The organism is Pseudomonas sp. W3I7 (assembly GCF_030816095.1).
Classification (GTDB): domain Bacteria; phylum Pseudomonadota; class Gammaproteobacteria; order Pseudomonadales; family Pseudomonadaceae; genus Aquipseudomonas; species Aquipseudomonas salomonii.
Genome location: NZ_JAUSXP010000001.1, coordinates 3297550 through 3321146 on the forward strand (window position 1 = coordinate 3297550; position 23597 = coordinate 3321146).

Below are 23597 nucleotides of genomic sequence, written 5' to 3' on the forward strand. Positions count from 1 at the left end.
TCCTTTTCGATGACGAAGTCAGCGGTCTTTTGATCTGCGCTTTTGATCTTGATCTTGATCTGAAATCGCCCCGTCAAACACGATGGCCGGAATCTGACAGTGATTTGGGGCGAAGACTTTTTGGTTACTTTTGTGTCTTTACAAAAGTGACCCGCCGTCAGGGCGGAACCCTAAGCCGCCGTTACCGCAGAAATGGATATGTACACAGCCCAAACCGCCATCGCAGGCAAGCCAGCTCCCACACTTGACCGGTGTAGCGTTTAGAACGCGAGCTTATACCCAATGGCCATCAACATAACCGCCAGACACGGTCGCAACACGCCGTCCGGGACTTTGCCGGTCATGTGGCTGCCCAGGTAAATCCCCGGCAACGACCCCATCAGCAAAAAGCCCAGCAAGTGCCAGTCCATATTGCCCATGCTGGCATGCCCCAGGCCCGCCACCAGGGTCAGCGGCACGGCGTGGGCGATCTCGGTGCCGACCAGACGCCGCGTGGCCAGGAACGGATACAGGATAAACAGCGCCACAGTCCCGAGGGCACCCGCGCCGATAGAGGTCAACGCAACCATGGTGCCCAGGATCGCACCGGTGAGCACCGTGAGCGCGTTGAGGTTACGCGGGCTCATGTGATAATCATCGCCCGCATGCCGCTGGGCGAAAGCCAGCAGGCTTTTCTTGAACAGGATCGCCAACGCCGTCAGCAGCAGCACAAACCCCAGCGCCTGCTTGATCACCGCATTCATCGCACTGGGGTCGGTGTGCAGGCTGGCCAAAAACCACAGCGTCAACAGCACCGCCGGCACACTGCCCAAGGTCAGCCAGCCAGTGATGGCCCAATCGATATTGCGGTTCTTGCTGTGCACCAGCACACCACCGGACTTGGTGATGGCGGCATATAACAAGTCAGTGCCAACGGCGGTGGCCGGGTTGATCCCGAACCACAACAGGATCGGCGTCATCAAAGAGCCCCCGCCGACCCCGGTCATGCCGACGATAAAACCAACGATCAGGCCAGCGACTACAAAACCAATATTGCCTACATCCATTACAACTACCCGCGGCCTTATAAAATTCTGGCCGCAGGATAGCGATTTTTCTTATAACGACTTATATCAATATGATCTGACTTTATGCTTTTTCTGTCAGACGATGACAGACATACGCCTGGGTCTGATACGGGAACGCCACAGTGTCGCGCCCACGCAGTGCCGGGTGCGTGTCGATCAGCGCGCGCAATTGCTCGGTCACCGTGGCCTTTTGCGCGGCGGGTAGCGCCGCGATGAAGCTTACCGACAGGAAGCGATCCATGATCACTTCCTGAGGGCTGCCCACATGCTGATAGGCAAAACAGCTCATTTGCGGTGCGGAAAAATACTCACCCGTGAAGGCTTCGCGCCAACGCCCTGTATGAAAACGCGGCGTGTCGCCTTCATAGGGGGTAATGATTTCGGTGATGGCCGCAACCCAATCCACCGATTCATCGCGCACATTCCACACCAGCCCCAGGCGCCCATCGGGCTTGAGCACACGGTGGATCTCGGCCAATGCGGCCTCGGTTGCGAACCAGTGGAAGGCTTGTGCACACACCAACGCATCGGCGCTGGCATCCGGCAACGGTATAGCTTCAGCGGTGCCGCTGAGCAGGCGTACATCCGGCAACAGTTTGCTCAGTTGCGCGCCCATGGCCTCAACCGGTTCGACGGCAATCAGGCTGGGCGCCAGGGTGCTGAGCAAACGGGTGAACTTGCCGGTGCCGGCGCCCAGGTCGATCACGGTCGACTGTGCATTGATCAGCAGCGTGTTGGTCAACCAGCCGGTGAGTTGGCGGGGATAATCCGGACGACCTTGGGCGTAGGTGGCGGCCTGGGTCGAAAAACCTTGTTGAGCAGACGTGTGAACACCCGTCATTGCGACTCTCTCCTCGGGTAAAGCGGGGCACACAGTGTGCGCCCTTCCCGGCGTTTTTTCTAATCAAGCTGCGCAGGCAACCACACCCTGAACCGCGCCCCGCCCAGGGGCGAGGCCAGGGCCGTCAAGGTGCCGCCCTGGGCTTCCATGGCGCGCCGGCTGATCGCCAGGCCGAGGCCGAAGCCGCCAGTGGCGCGATCGCGGCTGCGGTCCAGGCGGTAAAAGGGTTCGAAGATGCGCTCGCGCTGTTCCACCGGAATGCCGATGCCGTCGTCGTCCACGCAGATTTCACAGCCGTCGGCGCAGACCTTGACCCCCACCTGGATGCGCCTGTCGCAATAGCGTGTGGCATTGCGCAACAGGTTCTGCAACGCCCGGGCCGTGAGGCGTGGGTCGAGGCTGAAACGCTCCACGGTGCAGTCGAGCGCGACGTCGATGACGATCTCGGGGTTTTCCAGTTCGTCATCGACACTGCCCAGCACGCTGTCGATAAACTCATCGAGCACCACGTCGACCCGCTCCGGCAACTGCGCCGGGTTTTGCAGGCGGCTGTAGGAGAGCAACTCCAGCACCAGCTCGTCCAGCTCGCGAATATGCGCCACCAGGCTTTGCAGGCGCTCGCGGCTGGCCTGGGGCAAGTCTTCGGACAGCGCCAGGGCCAGGCCGAAGTCCAGGCGCGTCAGCGGCGTGCGCAGTTCATGGGACACGGCGTTGAGCAAGTCGCGCTGCTGGTTGAGCAGGCGTTCGATGTCGTCGGCCATGGTGTCGAACACCGACGCCAGGCTGCCGATGTTGGAGCTGGCGGGAATCTGCGTGCGCTCACTGAGGTTGCCCCGGCCCAATTGCGCGGCGGTGCTTTTCAGGCGCTCCAGGTCTCGCCAGTGCGGGCGCAGCCAGAACAGCAGGCAGGCGAGCAAGGCCGCGCCGATCAGTACGTTCATCGACCAGTACAACAGGTTCATGTCCAGCGGGTCCGGCGGGATGCTCAGTTTCACCGCAAACTGCTGGTTGATCGGCGAGCTGATGTCTTCCATCCAGCCCCACTCGCCCAGGCGGATCACCGGCTTGCCGTGCTCCAGCAGTTGCTCCTCCTCGGGCGTATAGCTGGCGTCCTGGCGCAGCAGCAACTTGACTTGCAGCGGTGCGAAATCCCGGTTCAGTTGCTCGGTCACATGCGACCAACGCTCCACCGGCGCGCGCAGATACTGCTTGACGATAAGTTTTTGCAGGCCACGGGTTTGTTCGACGTTGTAGTCCATGTAGCGGTGTTCAAACAGCTGGATGACCAACTTGGGAATCAGGAAGATCGCGGCACTGAAGGTAATGATGGTGACCAGGTAGAGGCGCAGCAGTACACGAAACATGGATCAGCATTCCCACTCGGAACGGCTGAACAGGTAGCCCTTGCCCCACACGGTCTTGATCTTGCGCGCCTCCCCGGCGTGGTCGTCGAACTTGCGCCGCAGCTTGGAAATGGCCACGTCCACCGAGCGGTCGGTGCCGTTGAACTCGATACCGCGCAGGCGTTGCAGGATCTGGTCACGGCTGAGCACCTCACCGGCATGCCGGGCCAGTACCACCAGCAGGTTGTACTCGCCACTGGACAGCTCCACCGCCTGCTCGCGCCAGGTTACGGTGCGTTCCGACAGGTCGATGCACAGGTTGCCCATGACGATCTGGTCATTGGCCACCTGCGGTTCGGACAAACTGCTGCGGCGCAGCAAGGTGCGTACACGGGCGAGCAGCACACGTGGCTCGCAGGGCTTGGTCACATAGTCGTCGGCGCCCATCTCCAGGCCCAGCACCTGATCGTGGCTGTCATCGCGGGCGGTGAGCATCAGAATCGGCAGGCCCGCCGAGTCGGCACGCAGCAGGCGGCACACCTGCAAGCCGTCGAGGCCGGGCAGCATCAGGTCGAGGATCACCAGGTCCGGCGGGTTAAGGCGTGCCCTTTCGCGCACATGGTCGCCACGGCTGAGCACGTTGACGTGATAGCCATTGCGTTCCAGGTAGCTGGCAATCAGCTCGGAGAGTGCGGCGTCGTCTTCCACCAGGAGGATGTTGGGCATGGTGTTTCCAAATAATACTGTTTGTTGGTGTGTTGCAGGATTGTGCAAGGATATACGCCCCCGGCGCGCCGCGCGCCGCACCTTACACTTCTTCACACACGGCCTACACAGCTTCACAGCACCACGGCGCAGGTGTCATTAGGATGCGCCAGTCAATATTGGGATATGAGCATGTCGAAGAATCTGTTTGCGCCGTTTTGCCTGCTGGCCCTGACGCTGGCCCTGAGCGGCTGTGGCCAGTCGGCCGATGAAGCGCCAGAGACGCCACTGGCCAAAGTGCGCATCGAAACCCTGCAAGCCAAGCCCCTGTCGATCACCAGCGAATTGAGCGGGCGTATCGCCGCGCCACGCATTGCCGAAGTGCGCGCACGGGTCGCCGGCGTGGTCATGCAGCGGGTGTTCAAGGAAGGCCACGACGTCAAACAGGGCGACGTGCTGTTTCGCATCGACCCCGCGCCATTCAAGGCCGACCTGGACAGCGCCCAGGCCAACCTGAGCAAGGCCGAGGCCAACGCGTTCCAGGCCCGCCTGCAAGAGCAGCGTTACAGCCAGTTGGTCGAAGGCAACGCCATCAGCGGCCAGGACTACGACAATGCCCGCGCCAACCTGCGCCAGACCAACGCCGAAGTCGCCGCCAACAAGGCCGCGGTCGAACGTGCCCGGTTGAACCTGGGCTACGCCACCGTCACCGCGCCGATTTCCGGGCGTATCGGGCGTGCGCTGGTGACCGAAGGTGCGCTGGTCGGCCAGAACGAGGCCACGCCGCTGGCCATTATCCAGCAACTGGACCCGATCCACGCCGACCTCACCCAGTCGACCCGCGAACTCAATGACCTGCGCCGCGCCTTTCGCGCCGGCAGCTTGAAGCAGGTCGGCCAGGACCAGGCCAAGGCCACGCTGATCCAGGACGACGGCAGCCTGTACCCGTTGCCGGGCAAGTTGCTGTTTGCCGAAATCAGCGTCGACCCGGGCACCGGGCAGATCATCCTGCGCAGCGAGTTCCCCAACCCGGACCTCGACCTGTTGCCGGGCAGCTTTGTGCGTGTGCGCCTCGAACAGGCCGTGGACAAGCAAGGTATCAGCGTGCCGCAACGCGCCATCACCCGTGACAGCGCCGGCATCCCGATGGTGCTGCTGTTGGACGCCGAGCAGAGCGTCAGCCAGCAGCCGGTTGAACTGGGCGCAGTGATCGAGGACCGCTGGATCGTCAGCAGCGGCCTCAAGCCCGGTGACCGTATCGTCGTCGAAGGCCTGCAACACGCGCGCCCCGGTGAAAAAGTCGAGGTGGATGACAGCCCCGCCTCCGGCCAGCCAGTCAAGGAATAACCCGCCATGCCGCAGTTCTTTATTGACCGCCCGATTTTCGCCTGGGTGGTGGCCCTGTTTATCCTGCTGGCCGGCGCGCTCGCCATCCCGCAGTTGCCGGTGGCCCAGTACCCCAACGTCGCGCCGCCCAAGGTGGAAATTTACGCGGTGTACCCCGGCGCCTCGGCCCAGACCCTGGATGAAAGCGTGGTCAGCCTGATCGAGCAGGAGCTTAACGGCGCCGATCACTTGCTGTACTTCGAATCCCAAAGCAGCCTGGGCTCGGCCACCATTACCGCAACCTTCCAGCCGGGCACCAACCCGGAAATGGCTCAGGTGGATGTGCAAAACCGCCTAAAAGCGGTGGAGCCGCGCCTGCCGCAAGCCGTGACCCAGCAAGGTTTGCAGGTGGAGAAAGTCTCCGCCGGCTTCCTGCTGCTGGTGACCCTGACCTCCAACGACGGCAAGCTCGACGACGTGGCGCTCAGCGATTACCTGGCGCGCAACGTGATGAACGAGCTCAAGCGCCTGGACGGCGTGGGCAAGGCCCAGCTGTACGGCGCCGAACGCGCCATGCGCATCTGGATCGACCCGCAGAAGCTGATCGGTTTCAACCTGACGCCGGCTGACGTGAATGCCGCGATCAGCGCGCAGAACGCCCAGGTCTCGGCGGGCAGCATTGGGGATTTGCCGGGCACCAAGACCCAGGAAATCACCGCCGCAATCCTGGTCAAGGGCCAGTTGTCGACCCCGGCGGAATTTGCCGACATCGTGCTCAAGGCCAACCCCGACGGCTCCACCGTGCGCATCGGCGATGTGGCGCGGGTGGAAGTCGGCAGCCAGGAATACCAGTTCTCCACGCGCCTGAACGGCAAGCCGTCGACCGCCGTCAGTGTGCAACTGTCGCCCGGCGCCAACGCGCTGAACACCGCGACCCTGGTGCGGGCGAAGATGGACGAGCTGTCGCGCTACTTCCCGGCCAACGTGGAGTACAAGATCCCGTACGACACGTCGCCGTTCGTCAAAGTCTCGATCACCAAGGTGGTCTACACCTTGCTGGAGGCGATGGCGCTGGTGTTTGCAGTGATGTTCCTGTTCCTGCAGAACGTGCGCTACACCTTGATCCCCACACTGGTGGTGCCGATTGCACTGATGGGCACTTTCGCCACCATGCTGTTGCTGGGTTTCTCGATCAACGTGCTGACCATGTTCGGCATGGTGCTGGCGATCGGCATCCTGGTGGACGATGCGATTGTGGTGGTCGAAAACGTCGAGCGCATCATGGCCACCGAGGGCCTGTCGCCCAAGGACGCAACGAAAAAAGCCATGGGCCAGATCACCGGCGCCATCGTCGGTATCACGTTGGTGCTGGTGGCGGTGTTCCTGCCGATGGCGTTCATGCCAGGTTCTGTGGGGGTGATCTACCAGCAGTTCTCGCTGTCGATGGCCACCTCGATCCTGTTCTCGGCGTTCCTGGCCCTGACCTTGACGCCGGCGCTGTGCGCCACCTTGCTCAAGCCGATTGCCAAGGGCGAGCACCATGCCAAAGGCGGTTTCTTCGGCTGGTTCAACAACCGTTTTGAGCGCCTGACCGACCGCTATGAAGGCTGGGTGGCCTATGCCCTCAAGCGCAGCGGCCGCTACTTGCTGATTTATCTGGTGCTGCTGGTGGGCCTGGGGTGGATGTTCAGCCGCCTGCCCTCCTCGTTCCTGCCGGTGGAAGACCAGGGTTACACCATCACCGATATCCAGCTGCCGCCGGGCGCGAGCAAGAACCGCACGGTGCAGGTCGCCGAGCAGATCGAGGCGCACAACGCCGGCGAGCCTGGGGTGGGCGATACCACCATGATCATGGGCTTCAGCTTCTCCGGTTCCGGGCAGAACGCAGCGCTGGCTTTTACCACGCTCAAGGATTGGTCGCAGCGCAGCAGCGAAGATTCGGCCTCGGCAATTGCCGAGCGTGCCAACGGAGCGTTCAGCGAGCTTAAGGATGCGATTGCCTACGCGATCCTGCCGCCGCCGGTGGACGGCCTGGGCACTTCCAGCGGCTTCGAGTTCCGTTTGCAGGACCGTGGTGGCGTCGGCCATGCCGCGCTGATGCAGGCGCGCACCGAGTTGCTGGCCGCCGCGGAAAAAAGCCCGATCCTGGCCAACGTGCGCGAAAGTGCCTTGGCCGAAGCACCGCAAGTGCAGTTGCAAGTGGACCGCAAGCAAGCCAACGCCCTGGGCGTGTCGTTTGCCGATGTGGGCAATGTGCTGTCCTCGGCCATCGGCTCGGCCTATGTCAACGACTTCCCCAACCAGGGCCGCATGCAGCGGGTGGTGGTGCAGGCGGAAGGCGACCAACGCAGCCAGGTGGCGGACTTGATGAAGATCAACGTGCGCAATAACGCCGGCAAGATGGTGCCCTTGTCATCGTTTGTTGAAGCCAGCTGGACCCAAGGCCCGGCGCAGTTGACGCGTTACAACGGCTACCCGGCGATTTCCATCAGCGGCGAAGCGGCGCCGGGGCACAGTACCGGTGAGGCCATGGAAGAAATCCAGCGCCTGGTCAGCCAATTGCCGGCCGGCCTGGGCCAGGAATGGACCGGGTTGTCGTTGCAGGAACGCTTGTCCGGCTCCCAGGCGCCGTTGCTGTTGGGCCTGTCGCTGCTGATCGTGTTCCTGTGTCTGGCGGCATTGTACGAAAGCTGGTCGATACCGACCTCGGTGTTGCTGGTGGTGCCGCTGGGTGTGCTCGGCGCCGTGTTGGCGGTGAGCTTGCGTGGCATGCCCAATGATGTGTTCTTCAAGGTCGGCTTGATCACCATCATCGGTTTGTCGGCGAAGAACGCGATTCTGATCATCGAGTTTGCCAAGGACCTGGTGGACCAAGGTGAGGATCTGATCGACGCCACCCTGAAAGCCGCGCGGCTGAGGTTGCGGCCGATCATCATGACCTCCCTGGCGTTTATCCTCGGCGTGGTGCCATTGGCAATTGCCACCGGCGCCAGCTCGGCGAGCCAGCAGGCAATTGGTACAGGCGTGATCGGCGGGATGATCACCGCGACGCTGGCGGTGGTGTTTGTGCCGGTGTTTTTTGTGGTGGTGATGAAGCTGGTGCGCAGGCGCAGCAAGCCTGATTAACCCGACAGAACTCGGTCAAAATGTGGGAGCGGGCACCGTGCAGTTCATGATCAAGTCCGCCTGAATGCGCTATGGTGCTCACAACCTCCCCCCTGTTGTGAGCACCTATGGCCTTCCTCGCCCGCACCCACCCTCGCCTCTCATCCGCCGCCGTCCTTGGCCTTGCCGTGGGCATTCTGGTGCCGGCCGATACGCTGATCAGCAAAATCCTGATTGGCTGGAACGCCGGGGTCTGGACCTACCTGGCGCTGATGCTGTGGCTCACCAGCCGTTCGCGTGCCGATGATGTAAAACGCATCGCCGAGATCGAGGATGAAAACGCCGGGCTGGTGCTGTTCATGGTGTGCATTGCCGCGATAGCCAGCCTTGCGACCATCACGGTGAACCTGGTGGGCAGCAAAGACCTGGACAGCACGGCGCGCCTGCTGCACTACGGTTTTACCGGCATGACGGTGATTGGCTCATGGTTGCTGACCGGGGTGATTTTCAGCGTGCATTACGCCCGCCTGTTCTACACCTGGGACGGCGACGAGCCCGCGCTGCGCTTTGCCGAAGGGCTGCGCAACCCCAATTACTGGGACTTCCTGTATTTCTCGTTCACCATTGGCGTGGCAGTGCAAACGGCGGATGTAGGGGTTGCAACACGTGCACTGCGCAAAGTCGTTTTGGGCCAGTCATTGATTGGATTTCTGTTCAATACGGCGATTCTGGGTTTCTCGATCAATATTGCTGCCGGACTGTTCAGTTGAACCTGAATGCTGCGGCGCCAATCCTGATCTGACCGGGAAAGGCGATTGAAAAGCGCTTTTGCATCCTCAAAAAAAAAGCCCTGATCTTTCGATCAGGGCTTCTTAGCGTTGCCTGTTTATTTAGAACGCATAACGCAGGCCAACGTTAACAGCGGCTTTTTGCTTGATTTTGTCACTGGTGCTGGTCTCCACGTCGACATGCGCCTGCAGGTCCTGGGTAAACGACACCGCCACACCGGCACCGTACTTGGTGCGCGAGCCCGACAAATCATTGTTGAAGGTCTGGTTGTTGACCGTGACCTTATTGTTGTTGGCAAACTCGTGGACCATTGCCGCACGCAGGTAAGGCTTGATCAGCGTGCCATCATCGAGTTGGAACTCATGACCAACGGTCGCGCCGGCCTCGGCGGTCCTTGAGCGGGTGCGCTCACCGTCCACTTGCAAACCGTTTTTCAGGCTGTACGTGCCACCCTGGACCACAATGGTCGACAGTCGGCCGTAAGGTTCAATAAAGGAACTCTCACCGAGCTTGATATGACGGCCGAATTCAGCCGATACACCACCGCCTAAGTTGTTGTAGCCACCCTTGGTAGACGTGTTGTCACTGAGTGTTGCCTTGGCCTGGTTCTGGAACCGGTTGGCTTTGGCCACGGCATCAAAATAGAAACCGCTTTCTTCGTCCATCCAGGTGGCATAGGTACCCAGGAAGTAGCTCTTGACGGTACCGGCAGCGCCGCGAACCGGGTTTACGTCAGAGTTACTGTGGCCGCCGAATACACCGACCTTCCATTGGCTGTCGCCCAGCGGCATATCAGCACCGATGGAGAAACCCTTCAGGTTCTGCGAGTAACCGGTGCCCGAACTCTGGGACACATCATATTGACTGCCGATACCCAGGATCCAGAGACCGGTGCTTTTCGGCGAGTAACGCAACTCACCCATACGTTGGCGCAATGAGCCCTCTTCGGCGGTCATGATGGTCACCGGGGTGTTGAACAATGCCGTCACCACACGGGCACTGCGGCTGACTACACGGGTTTGCTTGTCCAGAAACCAGTCATTGCCTTCCTGTTTCAGGTTGTAGGCATAGGCACCCATGTCGACCGGGCCGTTCTCAAGGGAGAACACCGCGTCACCGCCGCCGGTGTGCACAACCTGGGTTTTGACCAGTTCGCTGCCGCTGGCGGAGAGCGCCAGCGTGTGGTTGCCCGAGGCCTCATTGGCGACGTCGATAAAACTCGCCTTGCCCTCATCTAAATTGACGCTCCCGACAAACCGGCCCTCGCCGGACAGCGAGTCCAGTTTCAACCGATAAAACTCGCCCGGTGCACCAAGGGTCACCGTACCACCGCCCATCATGAGAGAGCGTGCCTGGCTGTCGCCGGTGATGAACAAATTGGAGGTGTTGTCCACCTTTACCGTGTCGACACCTTGCAGCTGGCCCTTCAACTCTGCGTTGTTTTGCAGGTTCAAATGCACAGTGCTGGTGGCGTCGGCGATTACATTACCGACCAGGTTCCGGCTGTTATCCACATTCATCGTCGCGGTGGCACCACCCGACGCCGACAGCAGATTGCCGTTGCCGCCCTTGAGCGTAGAACCGTTGAGTACATCGATAGACACCACTGGCACTCGACCTGGCGTGCCCCTGACCGAGAGGGCCGAACCGCTACGACCCTCAACCACAGACCGGTCCAAAACCAGTTTGCCATCCGTCAAGTCGTCCCGATTACGCGTGAACGTCACGCCATGACCATTGCCGATAATAGTACTTTGAGTGGCCGTCGCCGTGGCGCCTGTAAGGGAGAGCCCAAATGCCCCTGCTCCCGTACCTTGTACCAGCGAGTTTTGTTTAAAGTGTAACTCACTGCCAGTGAATGCTTCCGCACCGCCGATAGCGCCGCTGATCGTCGTGTTGCTGACTTCGGCCGATGCCCCCCTCAACGCACCTACAGCACCAAACGCCTGCAACCCTAAGCCATTGGTATTGGTCAGGGTACTGTTGTTAATAACCGCCTTACTACTGTCCAGCCGCACGGCGCCGTATTGGGCATCGCTCGATGTAACACGTGCAGCGTCCATGTTTATTGTGGAACCCTGCGCAGCACGCACACTATTCGCGACACTGCCGCTGTTCATGTTCAACGTGGAATTTGCCAGGTCGATCGTGGTGGCTGTTGCACGGTTCATCGTCAACGCTGATTGGCCCGACAGTTGCCAATCCGTTGATTGCTCAGTCGCATCAATGGTTCGTTGCTCACCGTTACCCAACTGAACCGCCTGGGCTTGCCCCTGCATCGCGGCAAACAAACAGAATGTAATGGTGGGGACTTTGATCATCGCACTCAAAGGTTTGAGTTCGAACGTGTTCAGTGCCGACATGGTCAATCACTCTTTTGGTAAGGCCTACAAAAGCGGTTCGGCTCACTTCCTGAAAGTGACGCCTTACCTGTGCGGCACGTAGAGTAAGAATTAAACAGCCACGCTGATGTAGGACTAATCTGTAACCTATTGGTAAGAAAGCGGCACATTGAGTAATACAGTCGACCGGTACTGTCAGGGAATTCCCCTCTCAAGTTGAGAGGGGAACCCTGCAGCGTATCAATGTCGCCTCTAAGGCGTGAGGATTGCTCCCACGTTATCGCACCGTGTGTAACTCAACGTCGAACGTACGTTAACGCCCGCGGTACCACGCCCCAACGTGCCGTTGTTCAGCGGCGCGGTGTAAACCGCCTCCGCACGCCCTAGCTGGGCATGTTCAAGGAAACCCGCGTAGGGAATCTGGAAGGTATAACCGTTAGTTCTAATGGCAGGGTTAATGGTTACGTTGTAACTCTGCTTTTGGTCATAAAGCCGAGGTGTACCCGTGCGAGGCCTGAACACCTGCAGTTCCAAGGTCAGTGGCTGACCATCGACCATTCTCGGGTCCCCTGGCACAGTAATCCTGCCTTCCCAGTTTGTCGGCGCCGGTGCTACTAGCGCTGGGCAGCCCCATACACCAAACGTCCCCGTCGTCGCATTGACAAATCGAGCCGCCGGCAGGGGTGTAGTTACCGCGCCCAGCAATTCAACCTCTGTAGGGGCCGCGCGATTGAGGTTAGTGGCAGACGTTGGCGTTGCCGTTGGTGATACGAAATAGCTGAATTTATGTCTGCCATTGCCCAGTCGTTGAAATTCACTCCAATCGATGTCCCAGGAGACAAACTCTCCGGGTAACTCAGTGCTTAGTTCCTTATAAGGCAAGATGATCTTACCGTCAGGCGCTTCAACGAAAAGAAACATGTCTTTCGCCGGCACTTCAATAGGGTCAGTGGCTTGCCATAACTCGATTCTAACGGTGACCGGAAAGTTAGCCTGCGCAAACTCCAGTTTGTTCGGCGCAGCCGCATTGCGACCAAGAAACGATGCAGGATTCAATCGAGTATTGTTACTGCCTGGTAGGCCCGGATTGCCCGGCCCTGTCACACTAAAGTCCACTCTGAACGGTGTCGTCGGACCTGGGAAAGTGTCACCATTTTTGCGTATTTCATAGGTGATAACGACCGATTTCGGGCCTTTTATGTTGCCGTAGTCCGCTCGAGCCAGCGGAAGCAGGAAGGGCTGATCCAGCGTGATTGGAACCGAGACAACACGAAACCACTGGCTCCAAGCCCCATTGTTGTATTGAACCCGAAATTCGTCCTTGGTAGTGTCAACGTTCGTATAGGCCGGAATTTCGCCCGTTGGGCCTATTTTCAGGTCTTCAATAGTGATCAGATCATCAGCGGCGTCTGGTGCCTCTTTCATGATAATCGGTAGTAAGTTCGCGGGGGCCGGATCCAGTGCGATAGTGAACGTAATTGAAGGCGCAGAGACCAAACTTGTATTGCCCTGCGAGTCCGCGATTTGATAAGTAAAGAAGCACGGCCCCCCTTGCGTGATCTCACTGGCGAGCACTGTCACCGTGTTACCGGTTTGTGTCATGGGCCGGGGTGGAGTCTGCCTGGCCACTTCTGTGGCTGTCACGGGCGTGCCGTGGTTATAGAAAATGGTCAGCGTATCTTCTGGCTTCCAAGCCCCGAGGCCCGTCGTTGTGTTGTCAGGAATAGAGAACGGCAAATTGAACTGCGTCAGTTGTGCCAGACTAATAACCTGGCCCGGCGGGAAGGTCCCCGTGTATATCGGTGCAGGTGGCTGCACCCTTAAGTAGGGTGGATCCAGGTCCATTTTATAAGTCGAAAAGGGTGAACTCTGGCCGATAGGACCAGGTCTGTCTACGTCGCCTGGAATATTTGGATCCGCACCAACATTCAAGAGCAATTCAGAACGTACTTGAAAATCACCCGACAGCTGTTTTCCCGAACTCGCAACGACAGGAATACGCACCTCAAACTTGTCGAGTGGGTCGACGATTATAAATTGCTCTTCAACCACCAACGTCCATGAGTCAGGCAAGTCATTAATGACGTCTCTTCGATAGATTCGAACCCAGTCACCTGCTGCTGAACCTTGGCCAGACGTGATGGTGAGCACTATAGGCTTGTCCCCGTCAGCCGCTGAAATATATCCTGTTACAGGGTCTACTCCGTGGATATCAGGAGCGAGTGCCTCAGGGGAAATAACGATTGCCTTTACCGTAATTTTTTTACCGATCATGTCGTGTTCTCCATTCGCAATTGTATTATTTACCGAATAAAACCAAACGACCAAGGACCTCTGGATGACTGAAGCCCCCTCACGCTATTAACCTCACTGCTACCTGCACTTCGATCTTCAGGAATGGTTTATCCAGCGCTATGCTGGCCCACAATACCTCCCAGTCGAATATTTAAGATCAATTTGTACATACCCGACCTTCGATACGCCGATTAATACGCCGCCTCGAAAAACACTATATTTTGCTGAGGCGCCGGCATAATCCCTCAGCGGTTTTATAATGTTTTGATAATCCGTGATTTTGAAAATATGCGACACTTGATTAATGCCCCACGTATGACTCAGGGTCAGCGCCGTCGATACCAGCGGGTTACGATCCGGGAAATCATCGAAGCCCTGGAAGGCCAGCGTACACAAATCCCCTGGCCATACACCGACCCCAGGCGTCATCTGAATCTGAAATTCCTCCCAGAGAAACGGCAGCGGTTTGCCGTCTGGGCCAAGGCCCGGTGTGCAATTAATAATTTTATTAGGGTGGTTCACATTTTGAGGAAACGTGGGCTTGGGAAAACTCATAGGCGGAGTGATGTTTATAACAACACTTTGATTACCCGATTGTTGCTCGTTAACGCCGTTAGTGGTCACGTAATACACGTAGGCAGTCGTATTACCACCGGCCTGTATGATCGACCAGTTAATGCGAGGGTCAAAAACGATAAGGGCGCCAGCGGTGTCACCCAACTTGACGGTATAAGTCGCCACCGGCGTTGCCTGCCCCGGCCAGTACAGCGACAGCATGTCACCAGGTTGCGGGTTACCCGACAGGCGCGCTTCAACTCTGACAGGTTGGTTACTGTCGCGACTGTCCAATTTATTAGCCGTATTGGACACCGCACCATAGACATTAACCAGGTCCAACAGTGGGTTAAGTAACGCTGGCGCCTGATTGTGATCGCGGCCGAATACCGTGAAATCCATATTGAGCAATTTTAGCGGAGATAGCGTCCCAGGGCCCACCGTGTCGGAAGCACGTCTAATGTAATAGCGAAACGGCACCTTGTCCTTTCGTTGCAGGTCGGAGCCGTTGGCAATCAGCTGCTGCCAGGTCAAGGTTCCGGTAAACGGAAATGAAGTGACAGGTATCGGCGGAAGTTTAACACCCGCCAATTCAGGGATACAGAGATCCCCAGGTATAAAATTGGTGTAGCTGCTGATGCCAAACGAGACGATATTACGCGCATCGTCACGTTTGATGAGTTGATCAAAATCAAACGCAGGCACCGTAGGCACGGGCAAATTGCCGGGCAGTGGCGTTAGACTCAGCAAGACACTTGCGGGCAAGGAAAGTTGACTGATGTTACCCGCCTCATCCTTGACTCGGTACACCGCAAACAATTCTTGTGCACCTGAAAACTTGCGAAATTCCGACACCAGCACCTTCAAAATAATTGCACCTGTAATAGCAACTACTTTTTCAACGTGAATCGGCAAACCAGCCGGAACTGAATTACTGTCCATAAACCACAGGAATATTTCGTCAAGGGTGGCGCGAACCTTATAATCGCCTGGCACCACGACATCCAGTGTCAAATTATTATCCAGATCAGGCGTAGTAATAACTGTATTTGAAAACACCGGCGCCTTAAGCACCTCGCCTTTACCCGGCGCACTGCGGTCGATAATAATCCTGACAGGATGCGAGAAATTGGCCACCGCTGCGTCGGGTTGGTCATTGTGTATGCGATAAGAAAGATCGACGACAGCGTCATTGAGCAGCAAACCGCTAGGAATATACGCCGGCAGTGGAAAGTCTTCGGGAAACAACTCTCCCACGAACGGTATCGGTTCAACGTAAACAGGCAGCGCTAACCCGACGACATGCCAAACAAACACAATATAATCAGTGCTCCCCGGCTGGGTCAGTTCAATCCATGGGCCGGGTATCCATACGAGAAGATCATCATCCAATAAGCGTTTTGGAATCACACCACTTGCCAATCGTCCCTCAACGGTTGGTAGGGGGGCTTGAGGCACGGCGGTCACAACCGTGCCGTTGGGCAAACCTGCGGCGCTATTGGTTTTAACATTGCTATTAGTTGAGGGGGGGATCATATCATTCTCCGTAACAGCAACATTGCGCCAGTCATTGGTTTTTAGTGAAGGCTGTGACGTCGATTGAATACCCGTTGTTAACGTTCCGATACTGTCAGAACTAACAGGTCATACCGCCATTCGTCGGTTGCACGCGCGAATGAGCGCTTGCCTCGCGCTGAATGACACTTGACGTTGTTCCGTGAATGAGTTCTCCTGAAACCGGTTTCAGAGCATCACTACCTCCAATAAGAAAGGCCTGCCACCGTGACTCCTTTTTCCGCCGCCCAGCGCAGCCGCGTGACCATGCTTGACGTTGCCGAACGCGCCGGCGTGTCCAAAGCCAGCGTGTCGCGCTTTATCGGTGACGACCGCGCCCTGCTCTCCGATGCCATTGCCTTGCGCATCGAGCAGGCGATCAGCGAACTCGGTTACCGCCCCAACCAGATGGCCCGCGGTTTGAAACGCGGCCGCACGCGCCTGATCGGCATGCTGGTGGCCGATATCCGCAACCCCTACTCCATTGCCGTGATGCACGGCGTCGAAACCGCTTGCCGCCAGCATGGCTACAGCCTGGTGGTGTGCAATACCGACCGCGATGACGAGCAAGAGCGCCAGCACCTGTCGGCGTTGCGCTCGTACAACATCGAAGGGCTGATTGTGAACACCCTCGGCCACCACCTTGACCAACTGCTGGAGTTGCAGCGGGAAATGCCCCTGGTGCTGGTAGACCGCAAGGTCAAGCCGCTGCACAGCGATATGGTCGGCCTGGATAACCCTGCAGCGGTGCGTGTTGCCGTGCAGCACCTCGCACAGCAGGGCTATCGCGACCTGTTGCTGGTGAGCGAAAAGGCCGATGGCACCAGTTCACGCGTGGAGCGTCAGGCCAGTTTCACTGCCGAGATTGCGGCCCGCCCAGGGTTGACCGGCGCGGTGCTGGAACTCGATGACAGGCTGGAAAACCACCTGCAAACCTTTCTTGCCAAGCCAGGCCCCAAAGCCTTGTTCTGCGCCAATGGTGTGGCTGCGCTGGCCTGCACCCACGCGCTCAAAACGCTGGGCTGCAATCTCTTTGATGACATCGGCCTGATTGCCCTGGATGACCTCGACTGGTACCCGCTGGTGGGCAACGGCATCACCGCCCTCGCCCAACCCACCGACGCGATTGGCGCCAGCGCTTTCGACTGCCTGCTTAAACGCTTGCGCGGCGATGACGCGCCACCGCGCACCCTGGATTTTTTGCCGGAACTGATAATCCGTGGCTCCACCCAATCCCTTGTGGGAGCTGGCTTGCCTGCGATAGCGATCATGCCGTCACCGCCGCATTGACTGACACACCGCCATCGCAGGCAAGCCCGCTCCCACATTATTTTCGTATAAAAATGAAACCGGTTTCAGAGGTACATAACAATGCATAAATACCCCGTTTCCATCAGCCTATCCAGCTACGGCGCCGACCTGGTACGCCAGCAGGGCCAATTGAGTTTTGTCGAACTGTTGGTGGCCGCCGGCGCCCAGCGCATCGAGTGGCGCGAAGAACTGTTGACCAGCGAACAACCCGCCGCCCTCGCCCAAGCCGCTGCCGAGCACGGTCTGGAATCGGTGTTCTCGTCACCGCTGGAGCTGTGGGTGGCCGGGCGCGCCCAGCCGAATGCGGAGCTCAGCGCCACCCTGGACCGCGCCCAAGCCTTCGGCGCGCGCTGGCTGAAGGTTTCTCTCGGTTATTTCACCGACACCAACGACCTGCAAAGCCTGCAGGCCCTGCTCAACCGTCACCCGGTCAAGCTGCTGGTGGAGAACGACCAGACCCTGCACGGCGGACGCATCGAGCCGATGCAGCGCTTCTTCACTGAGGTGGAACGCCTGGGCCTGCCGGTGAAAATGACCTTCGACATCGGCAATTGGCAGTGGCAGGACCAATCCGCGCTCACCGCCGCACGCCTGTTGGGCCGGCATGTGGACTACCTGCACTGCAAAGCCGTGGCGCGGCGCCAGGACGGCAAGCTGGTGGCCCTGCCGCCCGGCGCCACTGACCTGCATCTGTGGGAACAACTGCTCAAACATATGACTCAAGGTATTACCCGGGCCGTGGAATTCCCGTTGCAAGGCGACGACCTGGTTGCCGTCACCGCGCAGCAGGTCGCCGCCCTCGCCCTCCTTGGCCAGCCCCGTGCGGAGAACGCCCATGTCTGAGATCGATATCCTTTCGTTTGGCGAAACCATGGCGATGTTTGTCGCCGAACAGACCGGCGACCTGGCCCAGGTGGCGCAGTTTCACAAGCGCATTGCCGGGGCCGACAGCAATGTCGCCATCGGCCTGTCGCGCCTGGGTTTCAATGTGACGTGGCTGAGCCGTGTCGGCGACGATTCCCTGGGGCGCTTTGTGGTCGACACGCTGAAGAACGAAGGCCTGGATTGCCGCCACGTGGCGGTCGACCCGCTGCACCCGACCGGCTTTCAATTCAAGTCCCGCGAAGACGCCGGCGCCGACCCGCAGGTGGAGTACTTCCGTAAAGGTTCGGCGGCCAGCCACTTATCGATTGCCGCGATCAGCCCCGCCGTGCTGCAAGCGCGCCACCTGCACGCCACCGGCATCCCGCCCGCCTTGTCCGAGGCCACCCGCGAGTTGTCCGTGGAACTGATGACGCAGATGCGCAAGGCCGGGCGCAGCGTGTCGTTCGACCCGAACCTGCGGCCGTCGTTGTGGGCCAGCCAAGCGCAGATGATCCGCGAAATCAACGCCCTCGCGGCCCTCGCTGATTGGGTCTTGCCGGGCCTGGGCGAAGGTCGCCTGCTCACCGGTTTTGACGACCCGGCCGACATCGCCGCGTTCTACCTCGACCAGGGCGCCGAAGCCGTGGCGATCAAGCTGGGCGCGGACGGCGCCTACTACCGCACCCACATGGACCAAGGCTTTATTGCCGCCGTGCCAGTGGAAACCGTGGTGGATACCGTGGGCGCCGGTGATGGTTTTGCCGTCGGCATGATCAGCGCCCTGCTCGAAAACCTGAGCTTCCCCGAGGCGGTACAGCGCGGCAACTGGATCGGCAGCCGCGCCGTGCAAAGCCTTGGTGATATGGAAGGTTTGCCCACCCGCTCTGAATTACCCAGCCGATCTGTTGCATGACCCACTCCCTGTTGCCACAACTACAACAAGCTCAGGAGCAACCCCATGGAAACTGTGAAACTCGCCACCCGCCGCTGGTGGTACATCATGCCTATCGTGTTTATCACCTACAGCCTGGCATACCTGGATCGCGCCAACTATGGCTTCGCCGCGGCCTCCGGCATGGCCGAAGACCTGATGATCACCCCCGGCATGTCGTCGTTACTGGGCGCGCTGTTTTTTCTCGGCTACTTTTTCTTCCAGGTGCCGGGAGCGATCTACGCGCAAAAACGCAGCGTTAAAAAGCTGATTTTCGTCAGCCTGATTCTGTGGGGCAGCCTGGCCACGCTGACCGGCGTGGTGTCCAACGCCTATATGCTGATCGCCATTCGCTTCATGCTCGGCGTGGTCGAAGCGGCGGTGATGCCGGCGATGCTGGTGTACCTGTGCCACTGGTTTACCCGTGCCGAACGCTCACGGGCCAACACTTTCCTGATCCTCGGCAACCCGGTGACCATGATGTGGATGTCGGTGGTGTCGGGCTACCTGGTGCAGCACTTCAGCTGGCGCTGGATGTTTATCATCGAAGGGCTGCCGGCGGTGATCTGGGCGTTTATCTGGTGGAAGCTGGCGGATGAAAAACCCGCCGACGCCAAGTGGCTGAGCGAGCAGCATAAACACGACCTGCAAAGCGCCCTGGCCGCCGAACAGGTCGGGATCAAGGCGGTGAAGAACTACGCCGAAGCCTTTCGTTCGCCCAAGGTGATCATCCTGGCGCTGCAGTTTTTTTGCTGGAGCATCGGTGTGTATGGCTTCGTATTGTGGCTGCCGTCGATCCTCAAGGCCGGCTTGCAGATGGACATGGTCGAAGCCGGTTGGCTCTCGGCGCTGCCGTACCTGGCGGCGGTGATCGGCATGCTGGCGGTGTCGTGGGGCTCGGACAAGCTGCAAAAGCGTAAACGTTTTGTGTGGCCGCCGCTGCTGATCGCGTCTATCGCCTTCTACGCGTCCTACGCGTTGGGCGCTGAGCACTTCTGGTGGTCCTACACCCTGCTGGTCATCGCCGGGGCGTGCATGTATGCGCCTTACGGTCCGTTTTTCGCCATCGTCCCGGAAATCCTCCCGGCCAACGTCGCCGGCGGCGCCATGGCGCTGATCAACAGCATGGGCGCACTGGGCTCGTTCGGCGGGTCGTACCTGGTCGGTTACCTCAATAGCAGCACCGGCTCACCCGGCGCCTCCTACCTGCTGATGAGCGGCGCGCTGATGTTTGCCGTGGTGCTGACGATTTTCCTCAAGCCCGGCGCCAGCGATCGTGTGCCGGTGCCCACCCTGGAGTTGAAGGTAAAAACCTCATGAAAAAGTCTGTGGTCCTGTACAAAAAACTCTCCGCGCCGTTGATGGCTCGCCTGCACGAACAGGTCAATGTGACCCTGATCGACGCCCTCGACGAACCCGGCCTGGCGCGGCTGCGTGACGCCTTGCCCAACGCCCACGGCCTGCTGGGTGCGAGCCTGCGCCTGGATGCCAGGCTGCTCGACCTGGCCCCCCAGCTCGAAGCGGTGGCCAGTGTGTCGGTGGGCGTCGACAACTACGATATCGACTACCTGACCCAACGCGGCATCCTGCTCAGCAATACCCCGGACGTGCTGACCGAAACCACGGCGGACACCGGCTTTGCGTTGATCCTGGCCACTGCCCGCCGGGTGGTCGAGCTGGCCGATATGGTGCGCGCCGGCCAGTGGAGCAAAAACATCGGCCCGGCGCATTTCGGCACCGATGTGCATGGCAAGACCCTGGGTATTATCGGCATGGGCCGCATCGGCGAAGCCCTGGCTCAGCGTGGGCATTTTGGTTTTGGCATGCCGGTGATCTACCACAGTCACTCGCCCAAGCCACGGGTAGAGGAACGCTTTGGCGCACAGTTTCGTAGCTTGCCGGACTTGTTGCAGCAGGCTGACTTTGTGTGCCTGACCTTGCCGCTCACGGCTGAAACCGAAAAGCTGATTGGCGCACGAGAGTTTGCGTTGATGGGGCCGGACACCATTTTTATCAACATTTCACGCGGCAAGGTGGTGGATGAAGCGGCGCTGGTCGAGGCGCTGCAACAACGCACGATTCGGGCGGCGGGGCTGGATGTGTTTGAGCGCGAGCCTTTGAATCATGACTCGCCGTTATTGCGCTTGAACAATGTGGTGGCCACGCCGCATATCGGTTCGGCGACCCACGAAACGCGGGAGGCGATGGCCGCCTGTGCGGTGGAAAATTTGCTGATGGCACTGGCTGGGGAGCGGCCGAACAATCTGGTTAATCCGAGTGTGTATGCTTGAGCGTGCGGTGGGTCCGTTGGTGTGTTCGGTGACTGGCATCGCTGTTGTGTACATATCCGTTGCTGCGGTAACGGCTGCTTAGGGTTCCGCCCTTACGGCGGGTCACTTTTGCAAGGACGCAAAAGAAACCAAAAGGTCTTCCCCCTTCGTCATCGAAAAGGACGTAAGGGCCAGAGCAACAGCAACAGCAACAGCAGAGTCATACTCGGTCAAAGGTGGGAGCTGGCTTGCCTGCGATGGCGGTTTTCCAGCGACAAATTTGCTGGCTGACCCGACGCCATCGCAGGCAAGCCAGCTCCCACAGTTTTGGCTGTGTTTCACATCAAGCCATGCAGAACCACAACGGCCTGAACGCGATCAACCTGTGGGAGCGGGCTTGCTCGCGAAAGCGGCGTGTCAGGCGATGCATCAGGTGACTGATACACCGTCTTCGCGAGCAAGCCCGCTCCCACATTTTGACTGTATTTCAAGTCAAACCATGTGGAGCCACAACGGCCTGAACGCGGTCAACCTGTGGGAGCTGGCAAGCCTGCTCCCACTCTTAAAGCACCCAACCCCTCAAATCAACGCAACGCCCGCCGCAGCACTTTACCCACTGTGGTCTTGGGCAATTCAATGCTGCGAAACTCGACATACTTGGGCACCTTGTACCCCGTGAGATATTCCCGGCAATGGGCCAGGATCTGCTCCTGGGTCAAGCTCGGGTCCTTGCGCACCACAATGATCTTGACCTTCTCCCCCGTCACCGGATCTTCCACCCCGATCGCCGCCACCTCCCCTACACCGGGATGCAAGGCCACCACGTCTTCAATCTCATTGGGATACACGTTAAACCCCGAAACCAGGATCATGTCCTTCTTGCGGTCCACCAGACGAATATACCCACGCTCATCCATCACCCCAATGTCCCCGGTGGAAAGCCAGCCCTCGGCATCCAGCACTTCAGCCGTTTCCTTGGGCCGCTTCCAGTACCCCTGCATCACCTGCGGGCCACGCACTTGCAGTTCACCCTGCTCGCCAATCTCCGCCAGCTCACCATCCTCACGCATAAACCGCACCCAGGTCGACGGCAGCGGCACGCCGATGCTGCCGGTGAATTCCATTTCGCGCATGCGCGCAATGTTGATCGGGCTGATGCTCACCACCGGCGAGCACTCGGTGAGCCCATAACCTTCAATGATCGGCAGCCCGGTCACCTCTTTCCAACGCTTGGCCACCGCCGTGTGCGTCGCCATGCCGCCGGCGATGACCATGCGCAAGTCAGAGAAATCCCGCGCACAGAATTCTTTGTTTTCGAGCAAGCCGTTAAACAAGGTGTTGACCCCGGCGATGCCATTGAAGCGCTCCTTGCGCAAAATCATCTGCACCCGTTTCACATCCCGCGGGTTGGCAATCAGGATGTTGCGCCCGCCCAGGCACATGAACATCAGGCAGTTCACCGTCAGCGAAAAGATGTGATAGAGCGGCAGCAAGGTCACGTTGGTTTCCTGCTTGTCCTGGTCCAACTGGTCCCCAACCCAGGCCTTGGCTTGCAGCAGGTTGGCGATGATGTTGCGGTGGCTGAGCATCACGCCCTTGGCATCCCCGGTGGTGCCGCCGGTGTATTGCAGAAACGCCAGCTCATCGAGGTGCATCGCCACCGGAAAATGGTTCAGCGCCCGCCCCTGTTTCAACACGTTGTTGAAGCGCACTGCGCCAGGCAGGTGAAATTTTGGCACCTGCTTTTGCACTTGACGCAGGATGAAGTTCATCGCCGCGCCCTTGAAAGTGCCGAGCAGATCGCCAATCGCCGCCACCACCACGCGTTTGACACGGCTGCCCTGCGCGACTTTTTCAAAGGTGTGGGCGAAGTTTTCAAAGATCACCAGGGTTTCGGCTTCACTGTCCTTGAGCAAATGCTTGAGTTCATGGGAGGTGTACAACGGGTTGACGTTGACCACCACCGCACCGGCCAGGATCGTGCCCAGCAGGCAGATCGGGTACTGCAAGCAGTTGGGCATCATCAGCGCCACCCGGTCGCCCTTTTTCACACCCTGGCCCTGTAACCACGCGGCAAACGCCTGGCCTTGTAACTGCCAGTCGGCGTAGGTCATTTCGGTGCCGATGCTGACGTAGGCGACCCGCTCGCGGAATTTTTCCAGGTGCTCCAGGAACACCTCGCGCAGCGACGGGTAAGCCTCGATACCGGTCTCGATGTCCGCCGGCACGCCCGGCAAGTAGGCGTTCAACCAGACCCGTTCGGTGTGTTCCTGGCTTACAGCGTTCATGGCAGTCTCCT

Annotated in this window: 16 protein-coding genes; 8 read left to right on the forward strand and 8 right to left on the reverse strand. The window is 59.1% G+C overall.

The features are described 5' to 3' along the window. Positions 1–260 precede the first annotated feature (260 nt). The 4 genes from QF043_RS15340 to QF043_RS15355 all read right to left on the reverse strand — a co-directional run bounded on the left by QF043_RS15340 (position 261) and on the right by QF043_RS15355 (position 3977). Positions 261–1046 (reverse strand): sulfite exporter TauE/SafE family protein, encoded by a 786-nt coding sequence (locus QF043_RS15340; RefSeq protein WP_305459623.1) that lies wholly within the window; start codon positions 1044–1046, stop codon positions 261–263. Between the two features lie 82 nt (positions 1047–1128). After that, positions 1129–1908, reverse strand: a complete 780-nt coding sequence (locus QF043_RS15345; protein WP_307419195.1) for a class I SAM-dependent methyltransferase — start codon at positions 1906–1908, stop codon at positions 1129–1131. Between the two features lie 59 nt (positions 1909–1967). Then, entirely contained in the window at positions 1968–3272 is a 1305-nt protein-coding gene (locus QF043_RS15350; protein ID WP_307419196.1) for an ATP-binding protein, read from the reverse strand. A 3-nt stretch (positions 3273–3275) separates the two neighbouring features. Further along, entirely contained in the window at positions 3276–3977 is a 702-nt protein-coding gene (locus QF043_RS15355; RefSeq protein WP_017135033.1) for a response regulator transcription factor, read from the reverse strand. 171 nt (positions 3978–4148) lie between these two features. On the opposite strand from QF043_RS15355, the gene QF043_RS15360 reads away from it, so the two are divergent. From QF043_RS15360 to QF043_RS15370, 3 genes are all read left to right on the forward strand, one after another. Then, positions 4149–5303: an efflux RND transporter periplasmic adaptor subunit gene (locus QF043_RS15360; RefSeq protein ID WP_307419197.1), complete on the forward strand. Its 1155-nt coding sequence runs from the start codon at positions 4149–4151 to the stop codon at positions 5301–5303. A gap of 6 nt (positions 5304–5309) precedes the next feature. Next, positions 5310–8408, forward strand: coding sequence for an efflux RND transporter permease subunit (locus QF043_RS15365; RefSeq protein ID WP_307419198.1), 3099 nt, complete (start codon positions 5310–5312; stop codon positions 8406–8408). A gap of 107 nt (positions 8409–8515) precedes the next feature. Continuing rightward, the gene (locus QF043_RS15370) at positions 8516–9157 is read left to right on the forward strand and encodes a DUF1345 domain-containing protein (RefSeq protein ID WP_307419199.1); all 642 of its coding nucleotides are present in this window, start codon (positions 8516–8518) and stop codon (positions 9155–9157) included. 120 nt (positions 9158–9277) lie between these two features. Here the strand turns inward: QF043_RS15370 and QF043_RS15375 are convergent, their stop codons facing one another. From QF043_RS15375 to QF043_RS15385, 3 genes are all read right to left on the reverse strand, one after another. Beyond that, a complete protein-coding gene (locus QF043_RS15375) occupies positions 9278–11539 on the reverse strand; it encodes an autotransporter outer membrane beta-barrel domain-containing protein (RefSeq protein WP_307419200.1) in 2262 nt (753 codons plus the stop codon). 231 nt (positions 11540–11770) lie between these two features. Further along, the gene (locus QF043_RS15380) at positions 11771–13792 is read right to left on the reverse strand and encodes a hypothetical protein (RefSeq protein ID WP_307419201.1); all 2022 of its coding nucleotides are present in this window, start codon (positions 13790–13792) and stop codon (positions 11771–11773) included. Positions 13793–13930: 138 nt separating this feature from the next. Then, positions 13931–15904, reverse strand: a complete 1974-nt coding sequence (locus QF043_RS15385; protein WP_307419202.1) for a hypothetical protein — start codon at positions 15902–15904, stop codon at positions 13931–13933. 246 nt (positions 15905–16150) lie between these two features. Here QF043_RS15385 and QF043_RS15390 point away from each other — a divergent pair, with 246 nt between their 5' ends. The 5 genes from QF043_RS15390 to QF043_RS15410 all read left to right on the forward strand — a co-directional run bounded on the left by QF043_RS15390 (position 16151) and on the right by QF043_RS15410 (position 21319). Next, positions 16151–17212, forward strand: coding sequence for a LacI family DNA-binding transcriptional regulator (locus tag QF043_RS15390; protein ID WP_307419203.1), 1062 nt, complete (start codon positions 16151–16153; stop codon positions 17210–17212). A gap of 81 nt (positions 17213–17293) precedes the next feature. Next, positions 17294–18076, forward strand: a complete 783-nt coding sequence (locus tag QF043_RS15395) for a sugar phosphate isomerase/epimerase (RefSeq protein ID WP_307419204.1) — start codon at positions 17294–17296, stop codon at positions 18074–18076. Beyond that, positions 18069–19010, forward strand: coding sequence for a sugar kinase (locus QF043_RS15400; RefSeq protein WP_307419205.1), 942 nt, complete (start codon positions 18069–18071; stop codon positions 19008–19010). Before QF043_RS15395 ends, QF043_RS15400 begins: the two co-directional genes overlap by 8 nt. 45 nt (positions 19011–19055) lie before the next feature. Next, complete coding sequence (locus QF043_RS15405; RefSeq protein ID WP_307419206.1) at positions 19056–20348, forward strand: MFS transporter; 1293 nt, start codon at positions 19056–19058, stop codon at positions 20346–20348. Continuing rightward, a complete protein-coding gene (locus QF043_RS15410) occupies positions 20345–21319 on the forward strand; it encodes an NAD(P)-dependent oxidoreductase (RefSeq protein ID WP_307419207.1) in 975 nt (324 codons plus the stop codon). The genes QF043_RS15405 and QF043_RS15410 overlap by 4 nt, the downstream gene beginning before the upstream one ends. 563 nt (positions 21320–21882) lie before the next feature. Here QF043_RS15410 and QF043_RS15415 read toward each other — a convergent pair. Continuing rightward, a complete protein-coding gene (locus QF043_RS15415) occupies positions 21883–23586 on the reverse strand; it encodes an AMP-binding protein (RefSeq protein WP_307419208.1) in 1704 nt (567 codons plus the stop codon). Positions 23587–23597 lie beyond the last annotated feature (11 nt).